The sequence below is a fragment of the Amycolatopsis sp. NPDC114484 genome, assembly GCF_055633755.1.
Genome location: NZ_JBVKDQ010000003.1, coordinates 411339 through 435279 on the forward strand (window position 1 = coordinate 411339; position 23941 = coordinate 435279).

At 68.6% G+C, this 23941-nt stretch carries 12 protein-coding genes and 1 pseudogene; 4 read left to right on the top strand and 9 right to left on the bottom strand.

Going from position 1 to position 23941, the window contains the following annotated elements:
• Window positions 1–3: 3 nt before the first annotated feature.
• Both ACZ7SW_RS11275 and ACZ7SW_RS11280 read right to left on the bottom strand, forming a co-directional pair.
• The gene (locus ACZ7SW_RS11275) at window positions 4–234 is read right to left on the bottom strand and encodes a hypothetical protein (RefSeq protein WP_470230277.1); all 231 of its coding nucleotides are present in this window, start codon (window positions 232–234) and stop codon (window positions 4–6) included.
• Window positions 235–343: 109 nt separating this feature from the next.
• Window positions 344–763: a hypothetical protein gene (locus ACZ7SW_RS11280; RefSeq protein ID WP_470230278.1), complete on the bottom strand. Its 420-nt coding sequence runs from the start codon at window positions 761–763 to the stop codon at window positions 344–346.
• Window positions 764–944: 181 nt separating this feature from the next.
• Between ACZ7SW_RS11280 and ACZ7SW_RS11285 the strand changes: the two genes are divergently transcribed.
• Entirely contained in the window at window positions 945–1544 is a 600-nt protein-coding gene (locus tag ACZ7SW_RS11285) for a TetR/AcrR family transcriptional regulator (RefSeq protein WP_470230279.1), read from the top strand.
• Window positions 1545–1693: 149 nt separating this feature from the next.
• Here the strand turns inward: ACZ7SW_RS11285 and ACZ7SW_RS11290 are convergent.
• Window positions 1694–11146 (bottom strand): annotated as a pseudogene (locus tag ACZ7SW_RS11290) (SDR family NAD(P)-dependent oxidoreductase); the annotation flags it as partial.
• A 248-nt stretch (window positions 11147–11394) separates the two neighbouring features.
• Between ACZ7SW_RS11290 and ACZ7SW_RS11295 the strand changes: the two are divergent.
• The 3 genes from ACZ7SW_RS11295 (at window position 11395) to ACZ7SW_RS11305 (ending at window position 14420) form a co-directional block, all read left to right on the top strand.
• Window positions 11395–12078 (top strand): PIG-L deacetylase family protein, encoded by a 684-nt coding sequence (locus ACZ7SW_RS11295; protein WP_470230280.1) that lies wholly within the window; start codon window positions 11395–11397, stop codon window positions 12076–12078.
• A 77-nt stretch (window positions 12079–12155) separates the two neighbouring features.
• Window positions 12156–13448: a nucleotide sugar dehydrogenase gene (locus ACZ7SW_RS11300; protein ID WP_470230281.1), complete on the top strand. Its 1293-nt coding sequence runs from the start codon at window positions 12156–12158 to the stop codon at window positions 13446–13448.
• Between the two features lie 12 nt (window positions 13449–13460).
• Complete coding sequence (locus ACZ7SW_RS11305; protein ID WP_470230282.1) at window positions 13461–14420, top strand: NAD-dependent epimerase/dehydratase family protein; 960 nt, start codon at window positions 13461–13463, stop codon at window positions 14418–14420.
• A 59-nt stretch (window positions 14421–14479) separates the two neighbouring features.
• Here the strand turns inward: ACZ7SW_RS11305 and ACZ7SW_RS11310 are convergent, their stop codons facing one another.
• From ACZ7SW_RS11310 to ACZ7SW_RS11335, 6 genes are all read right to left on the bottom strand, one after another.
• Window positions 14480–14623, bottom strand: coding sequence for a LuxR C-terminal-related transcriptional regulator (locus ACZ7SW_RS11310; protein ID WP_470230283.1), 144 nt, complete (start codon window positions 14621–14623; stop codon window positions 14480–14482).
• A gap of 17 nt (window positions 14624–14640) precedes the next feature.
• On the bottom strand, window positions 14641–17229 hold the full coding sequence (locus ACZ7SW_RS11315) for a helix-turn-helix transcriptional regulator (RefSeq protein ID WP_470230284.1): 2589 nt from the start codon (window positions 17227–17229) through the stop codon (window positions 14641–14643).
• Window positions 17230–17799: 570 nt separating this feature from the next.
• Window positions 17800–19491: a TniQ family protein gene (locus ACZ7SW_RS11320; protein ID WP_470230285.1), complete on the bottom strand. Its 1692-nt coding sequence runs from the start codon at window positions 19489–19491 to the stop codon at window positions 17800–17802.
• Window positions 19488–20744, bottom strand: a complete 1257-nt coding sequence (locus ACZ7SW_RS11325; protein WP_470230286.1) for an AAA family ATPase — start codon at window positions 20742–20744, stop codon at window positions 19488–19490. Before ACZ7SW_RS11325 ends, ACZ7SW_RS11320 begins: the two co-directional genes overlap by 4 nt.
• Entirely contained in the window at window positions 20741–23002 is a 2262-nt protein-coding gene (locus ACZ7SW_RS11330; RefSeq protein ID WP_470230287.1) for a transposase, read from the bottom strand. The genes ACZ7SW_RS11325 and ACZ7SW_RS11330 overlap by 4 nt, the downstream gene beginning before the upstream one ends.
• A gap of 8 nt (window positions 23003–23010) precedes the next feature.
• On the bottom strand, window positions 23011–23862 hold the full coding sequence (locus ACZ7SW_RS11335; protein ID WP_470230288.1) for a TnsA-like heteromeric transposase endonuclease subunit: 852 nt from the start codon (window positions 23860–23862) through the stop codon (window positions 23011–23013).
• Window positions 23863–23941: the final 79 nt, after the last annotated feature.

The following is a 23941-nucleotide window of genomic DNA, read 5'->3' on the forward strand; positions in this document are numbered from 1 at the left end:
CGTTCACTCCGATCCGTTCCCGGAACCGCGGCGGTCGAGCGACCACCAGACCGCGAGCACGATGGCGCCCCCGCCCAGCGTCCACAGCCAGAAGGGCGATTTGAAGGACATGCTGATAAGGCTCATCAGCAGCCAGATCACGAACTGCACGCCCGTGATGACGGCCCAGGCGATCGTGACGATTCGGCGAGCGAGTCCGCTCCCGGAGCGGGTCTTCTCGGTGCTCTCCGACATGAGGCCCCCAATACGGCTTCGACGGAGTCGGGATTAATTGTGTAAGGCTTGAACAGTTTAGCGGACTACCTCGGATCGGGGAACCCCAGACCCCTCGTGCCGGGTCCGCTCAGGACGCCCCGCCCGCCGTGGCCCGCGCCCGCCGGTCGAAGTCCCGGACGCTCCACACGCCCGCGACCAGCACTCCGCCGCCGAGCAGCACCCAGAGCAGCCACAGCGGATCCCACTGCCCGCCGATCACGCCGATCCCGAACCAGATCAGCGCGTTGACCGCGACGACCACCACCCAGAGCCCGAACGCGAGCTTCGGCGCGGCCTCCAGCAACGGAGGCGGCGACCCCGAAGCCCGCCCTTCGACCGCGGCCCGCAACGCCGCGTGCGACCCGGCGAGCCGGATCCGAGCCAGCCTGCGGGCCGCTTCCTGCCCGTCGCAAGCCCCCTCGGAACGGGCGTGCTCAACCTCGGCAGCCGCCAGCTTCCGGTCCAATTCGGTGACCTTCCCGAATCCGAACCGGTTGGTCTCGCTCACGTTGGCTCGCCCCCAGACCAGATCAGTGTAAGACTTGCACAGTTTACTGAAAGACGTACCGGAGCGAAAGATGCCGATCGAGCCCGATCCCCGAGCCCTGCCGCCGGGCCTGACCCCAGCGTGGGAAGGCGCCCCCCGCCCCCGCCGAGGACCGAAGCCGTCGCACACCGTGGAGGCGGTGGTGACGGCCGCCGTCGAACTGGCCGACACCGAAGGCCTGGCAGCCGCGTCGCTGCCGAACATCGCGTCCGCACTAGGACTGACGACCAACGCGCTGTACCGGTACGTAAGCTCGAAAGACGAACTGCTGATCCTCCTCGCAGACGCCGGCTTCGGCCCACCCCCACCCGCCCCGGTCGACCTGGACTGGCGCTCCGCGGTCCGCACCTGGGCAGACGCCGCAACCAAACGCTATGCGGCCCGCCCCTGGCTGCTGGACGTCCGCGAGGGCCTGACCCCGCACCGCCTCCGCTGGACCGAGCAACTCCTGGCCGTCTTCGCCGGGGTTGGTTTGTCCACAGTGGACGCCCTGTCCTGCGCGGAACTGGTCACCGCGGTAGTCCGAGCCACCGCGGACCGTCGGCGCACGATCGCCGACCCGGACTCGCCGGAATCGACCGAGTACGCAGGTGAGGTGCGCGCGTTCCTGCACCCCCGCCTGGCCGAGGGGGACTACCCGTACCTGGCTGAGCTGGCAGGAACTGGGGAGTACCCCGCCGCCGCGCCTGAGGACTTCGCCCTGGAGCGGGTTTTGGACGGAATCGCCGCCCTGCTCCCCTGACGCCCCGTTCGTGAGGGCCACCCCCACAGCCCCTGATTCCCTCAGGGTTCCCCTCACGGACGTCGCCCGTCATCACAATGAGCTTCGGGGTGCCCCACGCGCGATCGAGGCGCAATGTCGCCGCCAGGCGACGAGCCGCCCCCGCAGATTTACCCGACAGAACCCAGCCACCCCTCCACAGCCTTGGCAGTAGTCTCCACATCCGAATCCACAATACTGAAATGATCCCCAGGAACAGTAACCACCACGTCCGCCCGATCCCAAGTAGTCCGCCACAACCCAGGATCCTCCCCCGCCCGATCCACAGAATCCCCCGAAATGACAAACCTCCGATCCGGCCGAACCAACACCACCGGAACAGAAACCTCAGGCAGCTCAACCCCGTCCAGCAACCCAAGGTAATAAGCCATAGCAGTCAGCTTATCCCGATCGAACGGCCCGAACTGCTCCTCCCGCTCAACCATCCCCGCAGCCATATCCCGAACAGTATCCCCGGCATCCCCGGAATCTTCCATGGAGTAGCTATCCAAAAGAACAACCCCAGCCGCCCCCACCCGAGCTGCCAGCGCATAAGCCAGCACCCCGCCAGAAGAATGCCCCACTAAAACAAACGGCCCATCCCCAGCAAGCCGCACACTCTCCGCCAACACATCCAGCAACGCGTCGAGATCAGCAGGAAGCATCTCCCCAGCCACGAACCCAGGCGTAGGCAAAGCAGCAACCCGCCGCACCCCCCGGAACCGGGCCGCCAGCTTCGCGTACTGATAAGCCCCGCCCATCCCAGCCGGAGTGGGAACCGCCAGCAACCGCACTCCGGCGGGCCCGTCGGCGAGCTCCACCGGCCGAGGCTCCTCCGGAAGCTCCGCCACCGTCCGGAACGTGGGCCGCAACCGAGCCGCCGCCCCCAGCAACGCGAGACCGTTCTCCACCTGCCCACCTCGGACAGCCTCGAAGAACATCTCCGCGACCGGGTCCCCGCCAGCCTCAACCGCCGGCCCGGTCAACACGGAAAGCAAATGCCTCGCCAACCCACTCGGCGTCCGGTGATCGAACGCGATCGAGGCGGGCAACGAAACCCCGGCCACTCCCACGATCCGATTCCGCAGCTCAACCGCGGTCAGCGAATCAAACCCCATCTCCAAGAAGTGCGCGTCCTTGTCAAGCTCCGCGGGGTCGGCATACCCGAGCAGCCCAGCGACCTGCTCCAGCACAAACGCCCGCAGCCCCTTCTCAGACAGCTCCAACTCCGAGACAGAGTCAGACACCGCACGCCGCTTCTTCACCACAACCTGCGCCGAGCCAGCCGCCTCCGGCACCGCCAACTCCCGCAACGCCACCGACTCGGCCGCCGCGACCGGCCGCCCGGAACGATCGGCGAGCAACACCGCCACCCGGTCGTCCCCCAGCGGAGTCAACCGAACCCGCAGCTTCGCCGCCCCAGTCGCGAACAACCGGAAGTCCCGCCATTCCACCGCGTCCCCGCCCACCACGGACAGCGCGGCATCCAGCACCGCCGGAGGCAAACCGAACCGCTCGTCCGGAGAAACTTCCATCTCCCCGAACACCACCCCGTTGACCGCCCAAGCCGCGTCAAGCCGCCCAGCCGCCACCGATTCCGCCCCGGCGGGCGGCCACTGGCCGATCCCTTCCGGCTCAGCACCGTCGTCCACGGCCAGAACACCCTCGGCATGCCTAATCCACGCACCATTGTGTCGCGAGTGGACAGTCACCGAACGCTGTCCAGCGTCATCCGGCTCGCCCACCACGGTCTGCACCTGCTCAGAAGCCAAAGGCGACTCAACGGCCAACCGCACCACGCGTCCGCAGCCGACCTCGTCCCCAGCGCGAAGCGCCAGCTCCACAAAACCCGCAACCGGGAACGCTTCACCAGCGGGCAAGGTCCCGCTCAACACCACCTTGGACGATCCAGCGATCGTCAACGCAGGCCCGAACAACGTCGCGAGCCCAGTTCCAGTCGCCCGGCGAGCCTCCATGTCCACCGACGGCCAGTACCGCGTCCGGTGGAACGCATACGGCGGCAACGGAACCGTAGCCGTGGAGCGCCCGTGGAACATCCGCCGGACGTCCAGCCCCGCGCCAAGGACGTGCAACTGCCCAGCAGCCAGAAGGGTCGAAGCAACCTCTCCACGATTCCGCCGAAGCACCGGAACGAACTCCGCGTCCTCAACAGTCGCCTCAGCGGCCGCGGTGAGCACCCCGTTCGTACTCAACTCGACAAAGCGAGTCGCCCCCGAAGCCCGCACCGCGTCCGCGAAACGAACCGTGTTCCGGCAGTTGGCCACCCAATGCGCCGGATCGGACAACTCGTCGGTCACCTCGGCACCAGTGACCGTCGAGACCACCGGCACAGTCGGTGCGGCGAACGTCAGCTCCTGCGCGATCTCTTCCAGCTCTTCGAGAATCTCGTCCAGCAACGGCGAGTGCACCGCACAATCGATCGCCAGCCGGTTAGTACGCCGGCCAAGCTTCTCGAAGTGCTCGACGAGCACCTGAACCGCACTGTCCACACCGGACACCACCACCGACCGCGGCCCGTTCACCGCCGCGAGCGAAACGTCGTCGCCCAGCAACGGCCGCACCTCGTCCGCGCTGGCCTCGACCGCGACCACGGCACCAGCCCGAGTCTCCGCCATCAGCTGACCCCGGTGCGCGACAAGCTTCACCGCGTCGTCCAAAGAGAACACGTCGGCCAGATGGGCGGCCGCGATCTCGCCGACCGAATGCCCCACGAGCACCTCCGGCCGCTGCCCCCACGACTCCAGCAGCCGATACAACGCCACCGAGAAAGAGAACACCGCGGCCTGGCTGAACTGAGTCCGGTCCAGCAACTGCGCATCCACCGATCCGGCCTCGGCGAACATCACCGTGCGCAACGAACGGCCGAGATGCTGATCGAACTTCGCCGCGACCCGCTCCAGCTCGTGCCCGAAAACCGGGAACGCAGCAGACAACTCCGCGCCCATCCCGGCCCGCTGGCTGCCCTGCCCCGGCAAGAGATACGCAGCCCGCCCGCCAGAGCGAGCACGCCCCGTCAAAACGGAGTCCGAAGTAGACAAAGCCGCTAGCGCCGCACGAAGCTCAGCGGCATCCGAACCGACCACTGCGGCCCGATGCGAGAACAACGGCTGCCGATTCGCCTGCGAGTAAACGACATCCAAAGTCGGATACGCGTCGAGGTACGCCAGCAACGCCCGAGCCTGATCCGGAAGCGCCGCTGCAGTCCGAGCGGAGAACACGAGCGGCGGCAACACACCACCAGGATCAACCGTCTCAGCCGCTTCCGACACGACGTCCGGAGCCTGCTCCAGAATCACGTGCGCGTTAGTCCCGCTGTACCCGAACGCCGAGACCGCAGCGCGACGCGGCCGATCCACTTCCGGCCAGTCCCGAGACTCGTCCAGCAGCCGCACAGTTCCGGCGCCCCAGTCGACATCGTGCGTCGGCTCGGTGACGTGCAAGGTCGACGGCAACACCCCGTGCCGCATCGCCTGCACCATCTTGATGACGCCCGCGACACCCGCCGCGGCCTGCGTGTGCCCGATGTTCGACTTCACCGAACCAAGCCACAATGGACGGTCCGCCGAGCGCTCCCGGCCATAGGTAGCCAGCAGCGCGGAAGTTTCAATCCGGTCACCCAGCGGAGTACTCGCACCATGCCCCTCGACAGCGTCCACATCGGACGCCACCAGACCAGCAGCCGACAACGCGTGCCGGATCAGCTTTTCCTGCGCCGGTGCACTCGGCGCGTTAAGACCGTTGGAAGCACCATCGGCATTGACCGCGCTGGACTTCACCACAGCAAGTACGTTGTGCCCGTTGCGCTGCGCGTCAGTCAGCCGCTCGAGCACGAGCACTCCGACGCCTTCGCCCCAGCCGAACCCGTCCGCTGCCGCCGAGTACGGCTTGCACCGGCCATCCCGAGCGACAGCACCGTCGAGGAATTGCGCGAATGGCGCCGGCGAGACGAGCGCCGAGACACCGGCGACCAACGCGAGCGAGCAGTCACCCCCGCGCAACGCCTGGGTCGCCTGATGCAAGGCCACCAACGACGACGAGCACGCGGTATCCACCGACACCGCGGGCCCTTCGAGACCGAAGGCGTACGCGACCCGTCCGGAAACCACACTGCTCAACGCGCCGGAGCCGCGGTAGAGCCCGCCGCCCTGTTCGAGCGCGTCCCCCGGGTCGTAGTCGGACTGCATCACGCCGACGAACACCCCGGTCGTGCTTCCCTTGAGCGCCAACGGATCCACGCCCGCGTTCTCCAGCGCGATCCACGAAGACTCCAGCAGCATCCGCTGTTGCGGGTCCATCATCACGGCTTCGTTGGGGCTGATGCCGAAGAACGCCGCGTCGAAATCGGTGGCGTCCGGGACGAACCCGCCGCGCGGGGTGCCGCCTTCCGGCGCGACCTGCTCCAGCCAGTGGTCCATGTCCCAGGCACGGTCGGTCGGGAAGTCGCTGGTCCCGTCCTGGCCGGCGGCGACCAGCTGCCACAGCTCCTCCGGCGTGGTGACGCCGCCGGGGAACCGGCAGGCCATGCCCACGATCGCGATCGGCTCGTCGCTGCCCACGACGGTGGTCTCCGGGCCGGCCGTGTCCGCGTCCAGGTCGCCGAGCAGCTCGTCGTGCAGGTGCGCGGCGAGATCGGCGGCGGTCGGGTGGTCGAAGACGAGCGTCGCGGTGAGGCTGAGGCCGGTGGCCTCGTTGAGCGTGTTGCGCAGCTCGACCGCGGTCAGCGAGTCGAAGCCGAGGTCCTTGAACGCCCGGTCGGCGTCGATCACGTCCGTCGACGTGTGGCCGAGCACCACCGCCGCGTGCTCGATGACCAGGTCACGCAGGTGGTCAAGGCGCTTGTCCGCGGGAAGGCGGACCAGTTTGCCCAGCAGCGAGTCCGTCCCGGCTTCACGGTCGGCGACGGTACGCCGGGTCGCCGGGACCAGGCCGCGCAGCAGGTCCGGCACCGCACCGGCCTCGCGCCACGCGGGCAGGTCGAGCTTCACCGGCACAAAGACCGCGCCAGTCGAGCTGACCGCAGCGTCGAACAGCGCCAGCCCCTCCGCCGCGGTGAACGCGCCGAGCCCGCGTTTGCCGTTCGTTTCGCCAGCCATCCCGGCCGCCGATTCCCACATGCCCCACGCGAGCGAGTGCGCGGGCTTGCCTTCGGCGCGCCGGTGCGCGGCGAGAGCGTCGAGGAAAGCGTTTGCGGCGGCGTAGTTCGCCTGGCCAGGAGCGCCGAGCACCCCAGCGGCCGACGAGAAGGTGACGAACGCCGAGACGTCTCCAGCCAGTTCATGCAGGTGCCAGGCGGCAAGTGCCTTCGGGTTGAAGACGCCGTCGATCCGCTCCGGAGTCATCGACGGCAGCACCCCGTCGTCCAAGACTCCGGCGGCATGCACCACCGCAGCGACCGGGTGCTTCTTCAGCAACCGCGCCACGGCCTTGCGATCAGTGAGGTCGCACGCGGCGACAGTCGTCTCTGCGCCGAGCTCGGCCAGTTCCGCGACGAGTTCCGCAGTGCCCGGGGCCTGGTCACCACGGCGGCTGACCAGCAGCAACTGCCGCGCCCCCTGCTTCGCGAGGTGGGTGGCGACGATCCGGCCGAGCGCCCCAGTGCCGCCAGTGAGCAGCACGGTTCCGGCCGACCAGTCGACCGGCTCCCCCAGCTCCGGCGTAGCCCGGACGAGACGCGGCACGCGCACCTCGGTGCCGGACACCCGCACCGCCGATTCGTCCGCCGCGGCGATGGCCGCGAACTGCTCGACGGTCGCGTCGCCCTCGACGAGCACGATCCGGCCCGGGTTCTCCACCTGCGCGGACCGGACGAGACCAGCCACCGCGGCGCCAGCGAGGTCGTCGCCGGTCACGACGAGAAGCTTCTCTTTTGCGTCCGACTGCAGTTTGGACAGTGCACTGTGGACGGCCTTCTTCGCCCTAGCAGCGTCGTTCCCGCTGCCAGCCGAGTAAACCTCGTACGCCGCCTGTGCATCCGGCAGCGTCGTCGGCACCCAGTCCACTTCGTACAGTTCGTCCGAACCAGTCGGAGCCGCGGCCGCCAGCTGGTCCTCGCTGATCTGCCGCAACTTCAACGTCCCGACCCGCGCGACCGGCGCCCCAGCGCTGTCGGCAAGACGGAGCTCGACCGCCTGTTCACCGGTCGGTCGCACGTGGACTCGCAGCGCGGACGCGCCCGTCGCGAAAAGCTCCACTTCGGACCAGGCGTACGGCAGCGTTGTGCCCTCTCCGGCCGCCGCGCTAAGGCCCACGGCGTGCAGGGTCGCGTCGAACACCGCCGGGTGCAGGCCGAACGCCTCCGCCCCGATCCGCTCTTGTTCGGGCAGCGCGACCTCGGCGTACACGTCCTCACCGCGCTGCCACGCCGCCTGCAGGCCCTGGAACACCGGCCCGTAAGCCATTCCGTGCTCGGCCAGCAGCTCGTACATTCCTTCGACGTCCACCGTCTCGGCACCGGCCGGCGGCCATTCGCTGAGCTCGAAGTTCGTCCCGGAAGCGGCGGACGCGAGCGTGCCGTCCGCGTGCCGGGTCCAGCCGGCGGCGGTGGCGAGATCGTCGGGTCGCGAGTGGACACTGATCGGCCGGGTCCCGTCGGCGGCCGGAGTTCCGATGCGCACCTGGATCCGCGCGGCCCCCTTCGCGGGCAGCACGAGCGGCGCGTGCAGGGTCAGCTCCTGGACCCGGCCGCAGCCGACCTCGTCCCCGGCACGCACGGCAAGCTCGACAAACGCCGTGCCGGGCAACAGGATCGAGCCCCCGACAGCGTGATCGGCCAGCCACGGATGCGTCGCCGTGGACACGCGACCGGACAGCACCACGCCGTCCGCGTCGGCGAGCAGCGTCGCCGCGCCGAGCAGCGGGTGGTCGACCGGGTCGAGGCCCATCGACGAGACATCCCCGGATTCGGACGAAACCTCCAGCCAGTAACGCTGGTGCTGGAACCCGTACGTCGGCAGGTCCGCCCGGCTCGCACCCCGAGAGGCGAAGTGCGCGGCCCAATTCGGCACCACGCCGCGAACGTGCAGCGTTGCCAACGCGGTCAGCAGCGCCACGTCCTCGGGGACGTCACGACGCTGGCCCGGCACCGCCACCGCGTCACCGGCGGACTGCGGAACCACCGCAGTCAACGGGGCGTCCGGGCCTAGCTCGAGGAAGCGGTTAACGCCCTCGGCGGCAAGAGCGCGGACCGCGTCGGCGAACCGGACCGGCTCGCGGACGTTGCGCACCCAGTACTCCGGGTCAGCCAGTTCGGCGTAGACCTCTTGGCCGGTCACGCTGGAGATCACCGAGATCGTCGGCTGCGCGTAAGCGATGCTCTGCGCGACCGTACGGAACTCGGCGAGCATCGGTTCCATCAGTCGCGAGTGGAATGCGTGTGAGACTTTGAGCTGCGTCGTCCGTCGCCCGGCGTCGCTGAACTTCGCGGCCACCGCTGCGACGGCGTCCTCGGCACCGGAGAGCACCACCGAGCGCGGCCCGTTCACCGCGGCGACATCGACCGTCCCTTGTGGATCGTGCTCGGCGACCTCATCGGGAGTTCCTTCAACGGCCGCCATCGCGCCGCCCTTCGGCAACGCCTGCATCAACCGTCCGCGAGCGGCGACCAGCTTTGCCGCGTCAGCCAACGAGAATACGCCCGCGCAGTGCGCGGCAGCGAGCTCGCCGATGGAGTGGCCACACAACGCGGCCGGAGCGAGACCCCACGATTCGACCAGCCGGAACAACGCGACCTCGAACGCGAACAGCGCGGCCTGGGTGTTCACGGTCTGCCCCAACGCGTCCGCGTCGCCGTCGATGATCGCGCGGATCGGCCGGTCGAGATGCCGGTCGAGCTCCGCGCACGCCGCCGCGTAAGCCTCGGCGAAGACCGGGAAGACCTCCAGCTGACGGCCCATCCCGACCCGCTGAGAGCCCTGTCCGGAGAACAGGAACGCCAGCGACGCCTCGCCGCGTGCCAGGCCGCTCACCGCGCCCAGCTCGCCGTTCGCGAGCGCGTTCAACGCGGGCAGAACGTCCTCAATGGACTTCCCGATCACCGCGGCCCGGTGGTCCAGATGCGTCCGCGACGCGCCCAAGCTGGCGGCGACGTCGAGCAGTTCCAGTTCCGGCTGTGCCGCAAGGTGTTCGGCCAGCCGTACTGCCTGCGCCCGCAACGCCTGTGGCGTCCGACCGGAGACGACGACCGGAACCGCCGCCTCGTCGCGCAGCGTCTCCACCGCCTCCGGCGCAGGTGCTTCCTCGATGATGATGTGCGCGTTGGTCCCGCTCAGCCCGAAGCACGACACCGCACCGCGTCGCGGCTGTTCCCCGCGCTCCCACGGCCGGGCCTCGGTCAGCAGCTCGACCTTGCCCGCGGCCCAGTCCACATGCCGAGTCGGTTTGTCGACATGCAGCGTCTTCGGCAGCAGGTCGTTGTTCAGCGCCAGCACGATTTTCAGCACGCCAGCGACCCCGGACGCGGCCTGCGTGTGCCCCACGTTCGACTTGATCGACCCCAGCCACAGCGGCTCTTCGCGCTCCTGGCCATACGTCGCGAGCAGTGCCTGCGCCTCGATCGGGTCGCCCAGTTTGGTCGCGGTGCCGTGCGCCTCGACGACGTCGATCTCGTCCGGCCGCAGCCGCGCGTTCGCCAGCGCCTGCCGGATCACGCGCTGCTGCGCGGGCCCGTTCGGCGCGGTCATGCCGTTGGACGCGCCGTCCTGGTTTATCGCGGTGCCACGGACGAGCGCCAGCACCGGGTGCCCGTTGCGTTGTGCGTCGGACAGCCGCTCGACCAGCAACATGCCGCAGCCCTCGGACCAGCCAGTACCGTCCGCCGAGTCGGCGAAGGTACGGCAACGAGCGCTGCGAGCGAGCGTGCCGTCGAGGGAGAACTCGACGAACGTCCGCGGCGTCGACATCACCGAGACGCCGCCGGCGAGCGCGAGCGTGCATTCGCCGTTGCGCAGCGCCTGCACCGCCAAGTGCAGCGCGACGAGCGAGGACGAGCACGCGGTGTCGATGGTCACCGCGGGTCCTTCGAGCCCGAAGGTATAGGCGAGGCGGCCGGAAATGACGCCGGAAGAGCCGTAGCTGCCCTGATAATTGTGGTACATCGTACCCGCGAAAACGCCGGTCGCGCTGCCCTTCACCGAATGCGGTGCGATCCCCGCGCGCTCGAACGCCTCCCAGGACGTTTCGAGCAGCAGCCGCTGTTGCGGGTCCATCAGCAGCGCCTCGCGCGGACTGATGCCGAACAGATCGGCGTCGAAATCAAGCGCGTCGTGCAGGAAACCACCCTCGCGCACATAACTCGAACCCGGCCGTTCGCCGGTCGGATCGTAGAGCCGGTCGAGATCCCAGCCCCGGTTCGACGGGAACTCGCCGATCGCGTCGATCCCACCGGACAGCAGTTCCCACAACGCTTCCGGTGTCCCCGCGCCGCCGGGAAGCCGACAGGCCATCCCGACGATCGCGATCGGCTCCCGCGCGGCCTCGGTGAGCTTGCGGTTCTTCTCGCGCAACCGCTCGGTTTCCTTCACCGAAGCGCGGAGCGCACCGACCAGCTTCTCCTCGGAGTTGCCCACGTGCCCACGTTCCTTCCGCGTCGCATGCTCGCCCGACGCCGTGACGATACGAGCGCGCCCGCGCGCGGACCCACCCCTAACGGCCCCTGCCGCGCCGGTCCGCCCGCCCGGCCAAGGTCCGCTTTAGACGGTCTTTAGGGGTTGTCGCAGGCACCGCCGGGTGTCAGATTTTGCTGGCGTTCCAAGCCATTTCGCACGGCTCGTTTCCGCTGGGGGTTTCACCGCCCGGACAAGGACTGGGGAATCGTATGCACACGTTGACACGCAGGCTGCTGGTGGTGGGAGCCCACGGCGACGACGAAACGCTCGGCGCGGGCGGGACTATCGCCCGGCTCGCCGACGAGGGCGTCACCGTTTCGCTTTGCATTCTCACCAACGACGACGGTTCGCGTTCGGCCGCCGGCGCCGAGGTCACCAATCGCACCGACGCGATCGAACTGGCCGCGAAAACGCTCGGCATCGAGCGTGTGCGAGTCCACGGATTCGGCGACAACCGGCTCGACACGGTCAGCCATCTCGAGCTGAACCAGGTCGTCGAGCGCGAGGTCCGCGAATTCGAGCCGGACACCATCTTCGCCACGAGCATGTGCGACCTGAGCACCGACCACGCGCTGGTCAGCCGCGCCGCGCGGGTCGCCGGACGGCCGGGCAAGGGCCCGGTGCGCGAGGTACGCACGTTCGAGATCCGCTCCGCCACCGACGTCGGAGAGGCCTCCGGGCTGCCGGTCACGTTCCGGCCGAACTGCTGGCAGATCATCGACGAGAGCCACCTCGAACGCAAAATCGAAGCGCTGCGCGCCTACGGCAAGGAACTGGAGCCGTGGCCGAATCCGCGCAGCGAACGCGGCGTCCGCGCCTTGGCCGAATACCGCGGCTCACAGGTCAGCGCCGGGCTCGCCGAGGCCTTCGAAATCGTCCGTTCGGTCCGATGACCGGTGTTTCCCCGCTTTTCCCATTCGCTTCTACCACTCGCTTTTACCACTGCCCATCCAGAAACGGGTGACCAGGAATGACCAGTACTGTCGCTGAATTCGAGACCATCGCCGAACGGAACGAACTGACGTCGGTCGCGGTGATCGGGATGGGCTACGTCGGCCTGCCGACCGCGCTCGGACTGCACGCCGGCGGCGTCGGCGTGATCGGCATCGACCTGTCGCAGAACCGGCTCGACTCGATCCGCTCCGGCGAGGTCGACCTCATCGAGGCCGATCACCGCAGGCTCGAGAAAGCCGTGCACCAGGAGGACTTCCAGCTCACCGCGGACTCGGCGCGGATGGCCGAGGCGGACGCGGTGCTGGTGTGCGTGCCGACCGGGCTCGACGAGTACCTGATGCCGGACCTCGGCCCGCTCGAGGCGGCGTGCGCGGCGCTCGTCGCGAACGCCCGGCGCGGCCAGACCTTCATCCTCACCTCGACCAGCTACGTCGGCACCTCGAACCGGCTTCTGGTGAAACCGCTGGTGGCCAAGGGCTTCACCATCGGACGCGACCTGTTCGTGGCCTCCAGCCCGGAGCGGATCGACCCGGGCAACGTCACGCACACCCAGTCCGAGACGCCGCGCGTGCTGGGCGGCGTGACCCCGGTGTGCACCGCGATGGCGCAGCGCGTGATCAACGTGCTCACTCCAAGCGTGCACTGCGTCAGCTCGCCGGAAGCGGCGGAGATGACCAAGCTGTACGAGAACACGTTCCGCGCGGTGAACATCGCGCTGGCCAACGAGTTCGCCGAGATCAGCGACGGCTTCGCGATCGACCCGATCGAGGTCATCGACGCGGCGGCCAGCAAACCGTACGGCTTCATGGCCTTCCACCCGGGCCCTGGCGTCGGCGGCCACTGCATCCCCTGCGACCCGCACTACCTGCTGTGGCAGCTGCGCGCGACGCAGAGCAACGCGCCGTTGGTCACCCAGGCGATGCACGCCATCGCGGAGCGGCCGAAGCAGGTTGTCGACCGCGTACTGAACACACTGTCGCGCGAAGGCAAGGGCATGGCGGGTACTCGCGTGCTGGTGGTCGGCGTGACGTACAAGCCCGGCGTGCAGGACGTGCGTTCGTCGTCCGCGCTCGACATCCTCGACCTTCTCGCCGCGAAGGGCGCGACGGTCGGCTACTACGACCCGCTGGTCCCGAACGTCCGGGTCACCGGTGGTTCGCTCGACACCGTTCCCGAGCCGGAAGGCCAGGACTGGGACGTCGCGCTCATCCACACCATCCAGCCCGGCCACGACTACGAATGGCTCGCCGACTGCCCGACCGTCATCGACTCCACTTACCGCTTCGACCGCGCGCTCTTCGCGAACTGAGAGGAAAACACAGTGCGTTACCTGATCACCGGAGGCGCCGGGTTCATCGGCTCCCACCTCACCGAGCACCTGCTGGCCCGCGGCGACGAGGTCGTCGCACTGGACAACCTCAGCACCGGCACCCTGGACAACCTCACCGGCGTCGCCGGGCACCCCGGATTCCGGTTCGTGCGCGGTTCGATCACCGACCCGAACGCGGTCGAATCGTGCATGGCGGGCATCGACGCGGTGTTCCACCTCGCCGCCGCCGTCGGCGTGTTCACCATCCTCGACAAGACCATGGACAGCCTGCGCACCAACCTGCACGGCACCGAGAACATGCTCGACGCGGCGCTGCGCCACGACGTGCCGATCCTCGTCGCGTCCACGAGCGAGATCTACGGCAAGAACACCGCCGACGGGCTCCGCGAGGACGACGACCGGATCATCGGCTCGCCGCTGAAGAACCGCTGGTCCTACGCCGAGGCGAAGGCGCTGGACGAGACTTTCGCCCACTTGTACGCGGTGGAGCACGGCCTGCGCACGGTGATCGTGCGGCCGTTCAACACCGTCGGGCCGCGCCAGACCGGGCGCTACGGCATGGTCATCCCGCGCTTCGTGACGCAGGCGCTGGCCGGCGAACCGATCACGGTGTTCGGCGACGGACAGCAGACTCGCTGCTTCTGCCACGTGCACGACGTCGTGCCCGCGCTGGCGGACCTGCTCGCCGACGAATCCGCGTACGGCAAGGTGTTCAACCTCGGCAGCAACGAGCAGACGACCATCTCGCAGCTGGCCGAGCGCGTGATCGGCGCGACCGGTTCGAGCAGCACCATCACGAAGGTGCCCTACGAGGAGGCGTACGGCGACGGGTACGAGGACATGCAGCGTCGCATTCCCGACTGCACCCGCGCGTACAACCAGATCGGCTTCGTGCCGACGCGCTCGCTGGACGACATCATCGACGCGGTGGTCGCCGACCGCCGATCCTGACCTGTTTCCGGTTCCGGTTCCGGTGAAGGGCCTCTCGCGGATTTCGCGCGAGAGGCCCTTCACGCGTTTCGGAGCTTGACGTAGACGGCAGTCAGGTGGCTGGCAGCGGTGTTCGCGGACACTCCCAGTACCTCCGCGATCACCGCCACCGGCGTGCCCTGCGCGGCGAGTTCGGCGACTCGCAGCTCTACGTCGGTCAGCACCCTTGTCCCGCTTTCCATTACTGTCCGGCGCCGGCCAGCTCGCCGGCGAGCGCACTTCGCCCGGCCACGCCGAGTTTCCGGTACACCCTGGTCAGATGTTGCTCCACAGTGGACACTGTGATGTACAGCGTTTCGGCGATCTGGCGGTTGGTCCGCCCGTGCGCCGCGAGCTCCGCGACGCGCAATTCCGCCTCGCTGAGCGCCGTCGCCACCACTCCTTCGGGATCCGCGCGAGGCGGCTCGGGTCTCGACGCGACCGGACGCGGCGTGAGCGGACGCATCGGCTGCCGCGGCACCTGCACCGGTTTCACCAGGCCCGCCGAGCGTTCCGCACGCTGGCCGAGCTGGTTGATCGCGCGGACCGTGCGGGCCAGCTCAAGCCGGTCGCCGGATTCCTTGAACGCCTCCGCCGCACGGTTCAGCAGACCGGAGCGCGCACCGGTGTCCCCGGCGAATGCCAACACTCGCAGCGCCACTGCCTGCGAGAACGCGTCCGTCGTGTCCGCCAGCTGCTGTTTCGCCAGCTCGACCGCCAGGGTCGGATTGCGCAACCGCAGGTTCGCTTCGGCCAGATCGGTCCGCCATGGTGCGACCGCGGGCAAATCGAGATTGCGGTCTCGGAGAATCCGTTGGCATTGCTGGAAATCACTCACTGCGGAAAGGCCGCGGTTTGTGGCCAGATGGAACTGCCCGCGCGCTCTGAGGAACCGTACGCCGCCGAGTGTCGTGTACACCGTTTCAGGCAGAGCGTGTCGCAACACCGCTGCTGCCGCCTTGAACGCACCTGCCGCGGTGTACGCGGTCAGCATCGTGGCCAGTGGGTACGTGATCGCGACGCCCCAGTTCGGTTCGTCGAGCAACGCGAGCGCACGGCTCGCCGCTTCCGCTGCTTCGGTCGGTTCTCCGCGACGCAGCAGCAGACTCGCGCCGATAGCGTCAAGCATCGCCTTCCACGTCACCGCGCCGCGATACTCGGCCTCCTCGGCGAGCGAAGAGCACCATCCTTCCGCGCGGTCCGCCTTACCGTCGTACGCGAGCGCGAGAATGGCTGTGGCCAACGCTTCCAGCGAAGTGTCCGAGAGTCGACAGTTCTGCAGAATCCGCTCCGCGCACACCGAAGTCTCTTCGCTGCCGCCGACCTGCCATACCGAGGCGAGCGTGCTCGCCGTGCGCATCCAGGGATCCGACGCGTCGACCGACAGCTGCGGTGCCGCGCCGTAATGCCAATGCGCCGCGAGAGTCAGCTCAGCTGCCGTTCGCGGGTGTAGCGGCTCGAGGTCGTCGCCCAGCCGGACCAGCGCGGACTCGAACGTTTCCCGGTCACCGAACCACAATGACTGGCGCACCAACGCGATCCGGTCGGATTGATCGAGCGAACCAGCCTCGCGCAGCGCCGCCAGATGCGGTGCGGCCGCCGCCGGGTTGACCCGCCAGGTGATCTTGGCCAGCAGCTGCGAAATCATCTGCTGCTCCCACGACGCGGTGGTCGTCGATGCCGCCAGATGCAGACAACGGGTGGCGAAGTCGACGTCGTCGCCGAGCATCACCTGCTCCGCCGCCGCGACCAGCACCGGCAACGCCCACTCCGCCTGAGCCTCGCCCGCCGCCACGAGATGCCGCGCGACCTCCGGTGCCGGCAATCCGCGTGCGTGCTTCACCTCAGCCGCCCGGATGTGCAGCTGCACCTTCTCGGACCCGCGCAACCCGCCGACGACCGCTGCCGCGGCCGGCTGCTGCCGGAAGCGCACCCCGTCGACCAGCCCAGTCTCCACGAGCAGCCCAGCGGAAGCCTCCGCTTCGACCGGATCGACGCCCGCGACCGTCGCCACCGCGTCCGTGGTGACGTCGGTGTCCAGCACCGCGATCGCCGTCGCCACTTCCCGCAGCGGAGAACCGTAGCGATGCAGAAGCCGTTGCACCGCATCGGAATACACCGCGCCGTCGTCCACCGAACTACGACACGCGTCGACCAATGCGCTGACCAGCAACGGATTCCCCGCGCTCAGCCCGTGGATCCGCTCAGCGTCACCGTGGTCCGTGACCAGCCGCGCGATCGCCTCCACGGTGAACGGCGTGAGATGCACGTACCGGTGCGGCTGCGCGGCGAATTCGACGCCCTCGCCGGAATACCAGCCGTCCGGCTGCGTCAGCACCAGCAACATCGCGGCCGACTGCGCCCGCCGCTGCAGTCGCTGCAATAACCGCGCCGACGTCTCGTCCACGTGCTGCAGATCGTCGACCGCGATCAGCAGCGACCGTTCCCGCGCCAGCCGGTGCAACGCACTGCACAACGCGGAGATCCGGTCTTCGCCGTCGCCTGCGGCCAGCACTTCGCGCGGCAACGCCGGGCTGGCCAGCAACTGGTCGAGCACGCCGCCGTCGACGTCGCGCTCGTCGGCCGCCCCCGCCGCGGTGAGCGTCAGAACGCCCAGCTCGCGGGCTCGCGCCACCACTTGGTTCTGTACCTGTGTTTTCCCGCTGGCCGGTCCTCCGCCGACCAATACCGTGTCTCCTGCCCCCGCATCGCATTCGATCAGCAGGCCCTCAAGGAGGGACACTGCTTCGTTTGGCTCGGTGCGGCGGTTCTGCCCCCAGTTCACGCCCATCGCAAGCTCCTCGACCCAACGGTCATCTTCCTGCGTGTGCCACAGTCGCAGCCGCCCCCTAAGCACAGCCAACCGCGATCTAAAGTCACTCAATCAGGTGATCACGATCACCTTGCGTCGCGATTGGCTCGGCAGCGCTGCTCTGCCTCCTGGTAGCGAGGGGCGCATTTCCGCTGCCGGGCCTGCGTTTTGGCTCCAGACAGCGATCTTGCTGGGCCCGCTTCCGCAGTCGGGGTTGACCAATTCGAGCGATGGCGTAATCGAACGTGCGTTCGAGAAAATGAAGGGGTGTCCACGACTACGACGCTCCCGGCCTGGTGTGACGACAGGTGATAGTTGGCATATCCCGGTGCTAGTTGGCATAGCGCCTAGCGGTGTGGGACTACGGCATCCCTCACCTGCGCTTGACCACGTTATCTGTCACGTGGCCGCCGATATCTGTCACCGCTGAGCCGTAGGTGTTCTCGTCGATGGAACGTTCGAGAAGGGCTTGGTATGAGGCGAGGACGTCGAGGAGGTTTTTGGCATGCGTGCCGCGCCTGTCGGTTCGGGGAAGGCGGAACCCGAACATCAGTCGATATGCCGACCTGACGCGTGTCGTTTGCTGGGACTGAACTCGGCTGTCGTCCGCGGCAAGTTTCTGAGTGGCTCGATTGCGGCTTCCCAGACGTGTTCGGGGATCAGCCAGCCGCGGAGTGCATCGCGGCGACGTTGGTAGTCGATGTCAGGGGGTGCGCTGTTGAGCAGGTCGATGACGTCCTGTGTCGCTGCGGCGACCTTGGCTTCGGCCCCGTTCTGGCTGCTCCATCGGCGTAGAATCATGCTGGCGTGCCCGCCCCATGTCGGTGGCAGGTCCAGCGCGACGCTTGCTGCGCGGGTGGTGATCCCTGCGGTGGAGCGAATTGCTGTGATGGCTGCGAAGCGATGCACGATGCGTGGTTCGACGTCCCACTCGGGGATGAGCTTGCTGAGCGGCTCGATGTGCTGCGCGGCCAGGTAATGCGAGATCAGGCAGGGATCAATCGTCAGCTGTCGCTTCAGATCGGGCCGCGGGGTCCTGCGCGGCGACGACCTGACCTTGCCGCGCCGAGTCGTCCGGTTGTTCGGCAGTCGCGCCTGAACGACGGCCCCGGCGACCGTCTGCACTGCAGCCGAGCAGTGGCGCAGGAACGCCTCGAGGCTTCGAATCCAGACGGTGCCGCCGTCCACCGAGGACACGAGCGCGCGCAGCGCGTCGGTTTCTGTGCGAAGGTGCCCTGCGAATGCCAGGAGGTGGCCACACGTGTGCGGATCATGAGGAGGTCCTCCCCGCAATGCCTGGTTGCGGGCCGGTTTCCCGACCGTGCGGTTCAGCCTCATTTCGTCCTGGAGACGGCCGACGTGGTCGCCGATCGTGTCGAGGTCGATGTGCTGCGGCGCGAACTGTGCCGCGAAAGGCCAAGAACCCCGGACGAGCCGCATGATCAGGTGCAGGTCATAGAAGTACCGGCTTCCGACGTCCGGGTCTCGGACATATCCGCGGTAGTCGAGGTGCAATCGGGCCAACAACTGATCCTGGAATTCCAGCAGGTGTGCCAACTGCTGCGTGTCAGTCCGGTCCGGCGGACCGGTTTCGTGGTCGAGACGATGACCGCAGACTTGAGATGCTGACTCGGGCTCGGAAGCGGGTGCCTCGCCCCTGCCCCGACATTGGGTCGGATGCTGGACAAGCGTGTGCGCGGGAAAAATCCAGGGGCTGGCTTTGGGACGTTCGAGCGCGGGAACACCGCAGCGAGGACAGCGGCGGCAGAGGATCCGGCGATGGATCGGGCAGGCGAAGACCGCGGCCAGGCGCCATGTGATCCGCCAGGGACCGCCGTGGGCTTGCTGGATCTCGCTTCCGTCGCCGGCGAGGCAGTCGGGGCAGTAGCGCGTCGCATTGTTCAGCACCCAGCCCTGGACGCTGGGCAGGTTCTTGTTGCGACGAACCTGGTTGCCGTCGTATTCAAGCTCCAGCGGCGGGTATCGCCTGCGCAGACTGTCCAGGCTGAGATCGCGGACCTCCGCGGGTGTCAGCCGGGTCGCCCGCGCGAAGTCCGACGCGACCGCTGCGGGCATGCGCAGCTGGTGAGCGGCGATGGCAGGCTTCCAGTGCGTGGTGAGTCCGGTCAGGGCGGCGACGCGGGCGGGCGGAAGTTCGAGCCGGTGGGACAGCCGCAGCATGAAGCCAATCAGGGATTCGTCCGGCAGCGGGTCGAGGCTGCGCGGCAAAGGCCTGATCACGCGCTTGCCTCCCGGGTCTTCGGGGTGCCGGTGTCGTCGAAGACCGTGCTCCGAGGCTTGCGGGAACGGCGGGCGCCCGTGCCCGGCGGCGGGACGTCGGGGACTTCTCCGGCGGCCGGATCGCGCGCGGGGTCGTTGCCGAGGTTGATCAGAATGCCGTCGAGCAGGTCCTCGCTCAAGGCTTCGGCACCGGTGTCGAGCGCCTCGGCGCAGCCTTCCTCGACGAGTCGTTCGAGCAGGCCGACGACGCCGCCAGTGCGGCGGAACAGGTATTCGGGCATCGTGCCGCCGGTGAGCATGTCCGGGTCGGCGCGGAAGAGCCGCAGGGCGTCCTGTAGACCCTCCAGGTGCGCGGTCCAGGCGGCGATGCCTTCAGAAGTCGCGTAGGTGAACGGTTCCAGGTGGACGAGGTCGAAACGGCGTTCGGTCTGGGTTGCGGGGTCGTCGCCGAGCCGGCCGCCGCGCGGCGGCGGGAACACCCACTGGCCCGTGCGAGGGTCGTGGCGGCCCTCGCGCAGCAGGCCCGATCCGGGGATGTTGACGCCGATGAGGACCAGGGTGGTCTGCATGCTCATGAAGGCGCGCATCAGGTCGAGGGTGTCCTGGTCGTCGGCCCGGTGCATCTTCAGCCGGGTGATGTCGTCGAGCAGCAGCACCCGGTTGCCGTGGTCGTGCAGGGATCCGCGGACCGCGCGGGTCAGCTGCGGCAGGGTCAGTCCTTTGTGGTCGGCGCCGAAGAAGTCGAGGATCGCCTGGCAGGTGCTTTTCGGTTTCGCGGTGACCGGGGTCTGGACGTAGGCGACCGGGGCGTGCAGGTCCCGGGTGCCCGCGACCGCGGCGGGATTGAGCTGGGCGTGCATGTCCAGCCAGGCGTCCTCGAACGCCGCCGCGATCTCGCAGGCGGTCTCGGTCTTGCCCTGGTAGCCGCCGCCGGTGATCATCAGCCCGGCCCGGGTGGTCGGTTTGTGCTTGAGCGCGTTGGTCTGCATTCGCGACCGCATGATCCGCCCGACCGCGCGGGTCATCGGGGTTTCCTGCAGCGGAAGGTTCGCGTGCGTGGCCGCGCGGTGCAGGTCGTGCAGCTGCCGCTGCCGCGGAGACAGCACCCGGTAGTCGGCCAGGCCGAGCCTGGGCGCGGAGACGAAGCCGTGCCGGCTCAGACGCCACTGTTTCCAGCCTTCGACGGTCTCCCGGTCCGGAATGCTCTCCGGAAGGACGAACGCCGCAGGTGCAGAATTGGGCCGAGTGCTCACGAATCGCCTTCCGGGTCGTCCGTCGCGTCGTCGACGAGCAGGAACAGGTTGCCGCGGCGGACGGCGTCCCCAAGACGCCCGGGCCGGGCGATCGGCGCGGTGCCCACCGTCTCTTCCCGCCTCCGTCGCCGGTCGTCGTCGACCGCGGTCTCGACCGTGCGGGAATGCTGCGGCCACCGGGGGTGCTGATCCGCCGCAGGCGTATGCCCCGTCGTGCGCTTGCGGCGGGCCGGGCGCGCTGTGCCGACCGGATGCAAAGCAGTTGCGCTGGCCCGGTCGGCGGCCGAGGCGTGCGACTGGGCGTCGTCGCGGGCCAGGTCGCTGCGTTTTGTTTTCGTCATCGTCGGCCAGGACTCGACCGGGATGTGCGCGCCGAGCAGGTCCAGCAGCAGCGGCAGCAGTTCGGCGTCCGAGCGCGGTTTCAGCCCCGCTGCGCGGGCCGCGGCCAGCAAGTCGCGTGCCCGGGCGTCGCTGAACGACGGTATCTCGCCCTCGGGCGGGAGCCCGGTCCAGCGCAGGGTGTGCCAGGCGTGCGTGGCCGGGTCTTGGAAGAACACCGTGCGGGCGTCGCGCGGGTCGCGGCGGATGACCCACTTGCCCTTGTGCCGGCCGCCGCGGGCCGACGGCTCCGTGCGGTAGGGCTCCAGCGCCGGGCCGTCGTAGAACAAACCGCGGATCTTCACCCCGCGGTCGCCGTGGATGACCACGTGGTGCGCGGGAAGCAGCTGGTAGTAGAGATCCGGCGTCGGGATCTGCATGGCGAACCCGCCCTGGTTCATCGCCGCGGCGAACAGGGTGTTCGGACTGTGGTCCCCGGCAGGATCCCAACTCGGGGCGTGCTCGCCGAGCCGCCTGTTCTGCCAGATCCCGACGATCCAGGTCGCGATCAGGTGCTCCATCGCGTCGATCGTCAGCGTCGCGTCGGCCTCCGGGTCGGCACCGCGGTCGTAGACGTCGACGCCGGTGTAGCCGAGCAGATGCTCGAACAACAGCGACCGGACCGACCCGAAAGCCCGTTCGACCGCCTGCTTGTCGGTCGGGCGCAGCACCCGCGCGGGCAGGATGTTCGCCCCGATCACTCGCTCGACTTCGACCAGATGATGATTGCGATAGACCGATCCGTGATCGGTGGTGACCGTCTCCGGAGCGAAGAACGGCAACCCGGCCACCTTGTGCCCCGCGAACTCGGCGACCACGTTCGCCGGCAACCCCGGGTAGGGCCACTCCATTTCCGCTGTCCAATCCGGACGCATCGGCAGCGGCATCATGATGTCCCGCAACAACATCGCGACGTCGACAGAACTGTCAGACACCAGCGTGAGCCGGAACGCGACCAGCGACCGCGTGTAGACATCCAGCGCCAGCGTCAGGTGAACCGACACCGGATCGCCGAACACCGTCTCCCTGACCTTGACCGGCAGAACAGTGGTGTCCATCGCGACGACCTGCCCCGGCCGGTGGATCACCACGTGCTGCCCGCTGGTCGGCTTCGCGGCCGAACGGACGTAGCGCTGCCGGCCGCCGCCCGAGCCGAACCAGTCCAGCCAGACCAGCCGCAACGTCTCGTAGGAGGGAATCTGCGCCGTCGCCTCCGGGCCGTGCAACTCGCGGACGTACTGGTGGATCAGCCGTTCACGGGCCCGCATGCTCATCCGCGACCGGTGCAGCGTCTCTGCCTGAACGGCGTAGACCGCCTCACGCACGGTCTCCGTGACGCTCGGGTGCCCTCCCGAGCGCCGCAGCCACCGGTCGTCGGCGCAGCCGACGAATCCCGCAGTGCGATAGCGGGCCGCCCATCGGGCCAAGGTGCGGACGCTGACCTTGTCCAAACCCAGCAGCCGGGCCTGAACCCGGTCCAGTCCGGCGAGTTCGGCGACTTTCGCCTCTCGACGCTGGTTGACCGTCGTAGCAGCAGGATCGAACTCCGCTCGCGGCTCGCCCGCCTCCGGCCGCAACGGATCTCCGGCGCGGAAACCCGTTTCCACTTCCAGCAGATGCGCCAGTCGCAGCGCCACCACGTCCCGCTGATGCGGCGTCAGATCAGCTTCGGCGGGGTCCTGTCGGTCCCGTTGCGCGGCTGCGGTCGCAGTTCGGCTCGACGGCCGACAGTCCGGATGGTGCATGAGGAACTTCATCGTGACCGGCATCCGCTGCCCGTCCGACGAGAGAAGCACGACGCGGCCCGTCTGCGGTTCGGCGCGCTCGACCGTCCACTCGGCACCGTCAAGCACCAGGACCGCCCCCGGTGCCAGATCCACCCGGCCTGTCACCCGGCCAGCCCGACCAGCGTGCCGTCGCCCAGCGGCTGCTGCAGATCCATCGTCAGCCGCCGGTGCCAGAGCAGATGCAACAGGTAGGCCCGTGCGACCGCGGGTGCGATCGTCTCCGATGCGATCTCGCCGAACGGGCGCGGCCCGTCTTCCACGGCATCGAGCACGGCCTCGGCCATCCCGAGGCGGTCCGCCAGCGGCCGCCGTTGTGCAGACAGCGCGTCGACCGTCGCAGCGGCAACCGGATCCCACCCGGTCACCACCCGATAACCCCACCCCAGCAGCGCGGCAAGTTCGTCCGTCGCGGCGAACGCGTCCTCGTCGCGTTCCTGGATCCGGCCCGCCGGGCGAACGTCGATCAGCCAGAACCCCGTCGTCGTCTCGACGAAGAAGTCGGGAATGTGTTCGCGCGCACCAGTTTCTGCTGCGAACCGCAGCCGCAGCGGCTGCGACAGAACATCCGTCACGCGACCGGCGAAGTCGAGCATCAACAGCAGCTTCGCCTCAGCCAGCGACTCGAACCCGTGCATCCGTCCTGTGCTGACCAGAAACTCTAGCCCCGGACGATGCCGCGAACCCCGATGCCACGAGAACCGCCGCACCGGCTCCCGCGCAGCAACCGGCACCCCGGCAAGATCCCGAACCGGGACCGACACTTCGCCGCCGCCAAGCCGGACCACCGCCGACCACCGACGCGGCCACTCCTCCAACCGCAACCGGGCACGGCCGTCGACGAACGAGGACTCGCCCCACGCCAGATCCACCCAGCTGCACGCGTGCGACCACACCGGTGCCTGCTCGACCACCACCGCGACATCCAAGCGCACCACGTTGAAGCCCGCAGACACGACGCGCCGCCAGCCATGCCAACTATCGCCTTTACTTCATGCCAACTACCGCCTGTACTGGGCGAAGAACTACAACGTC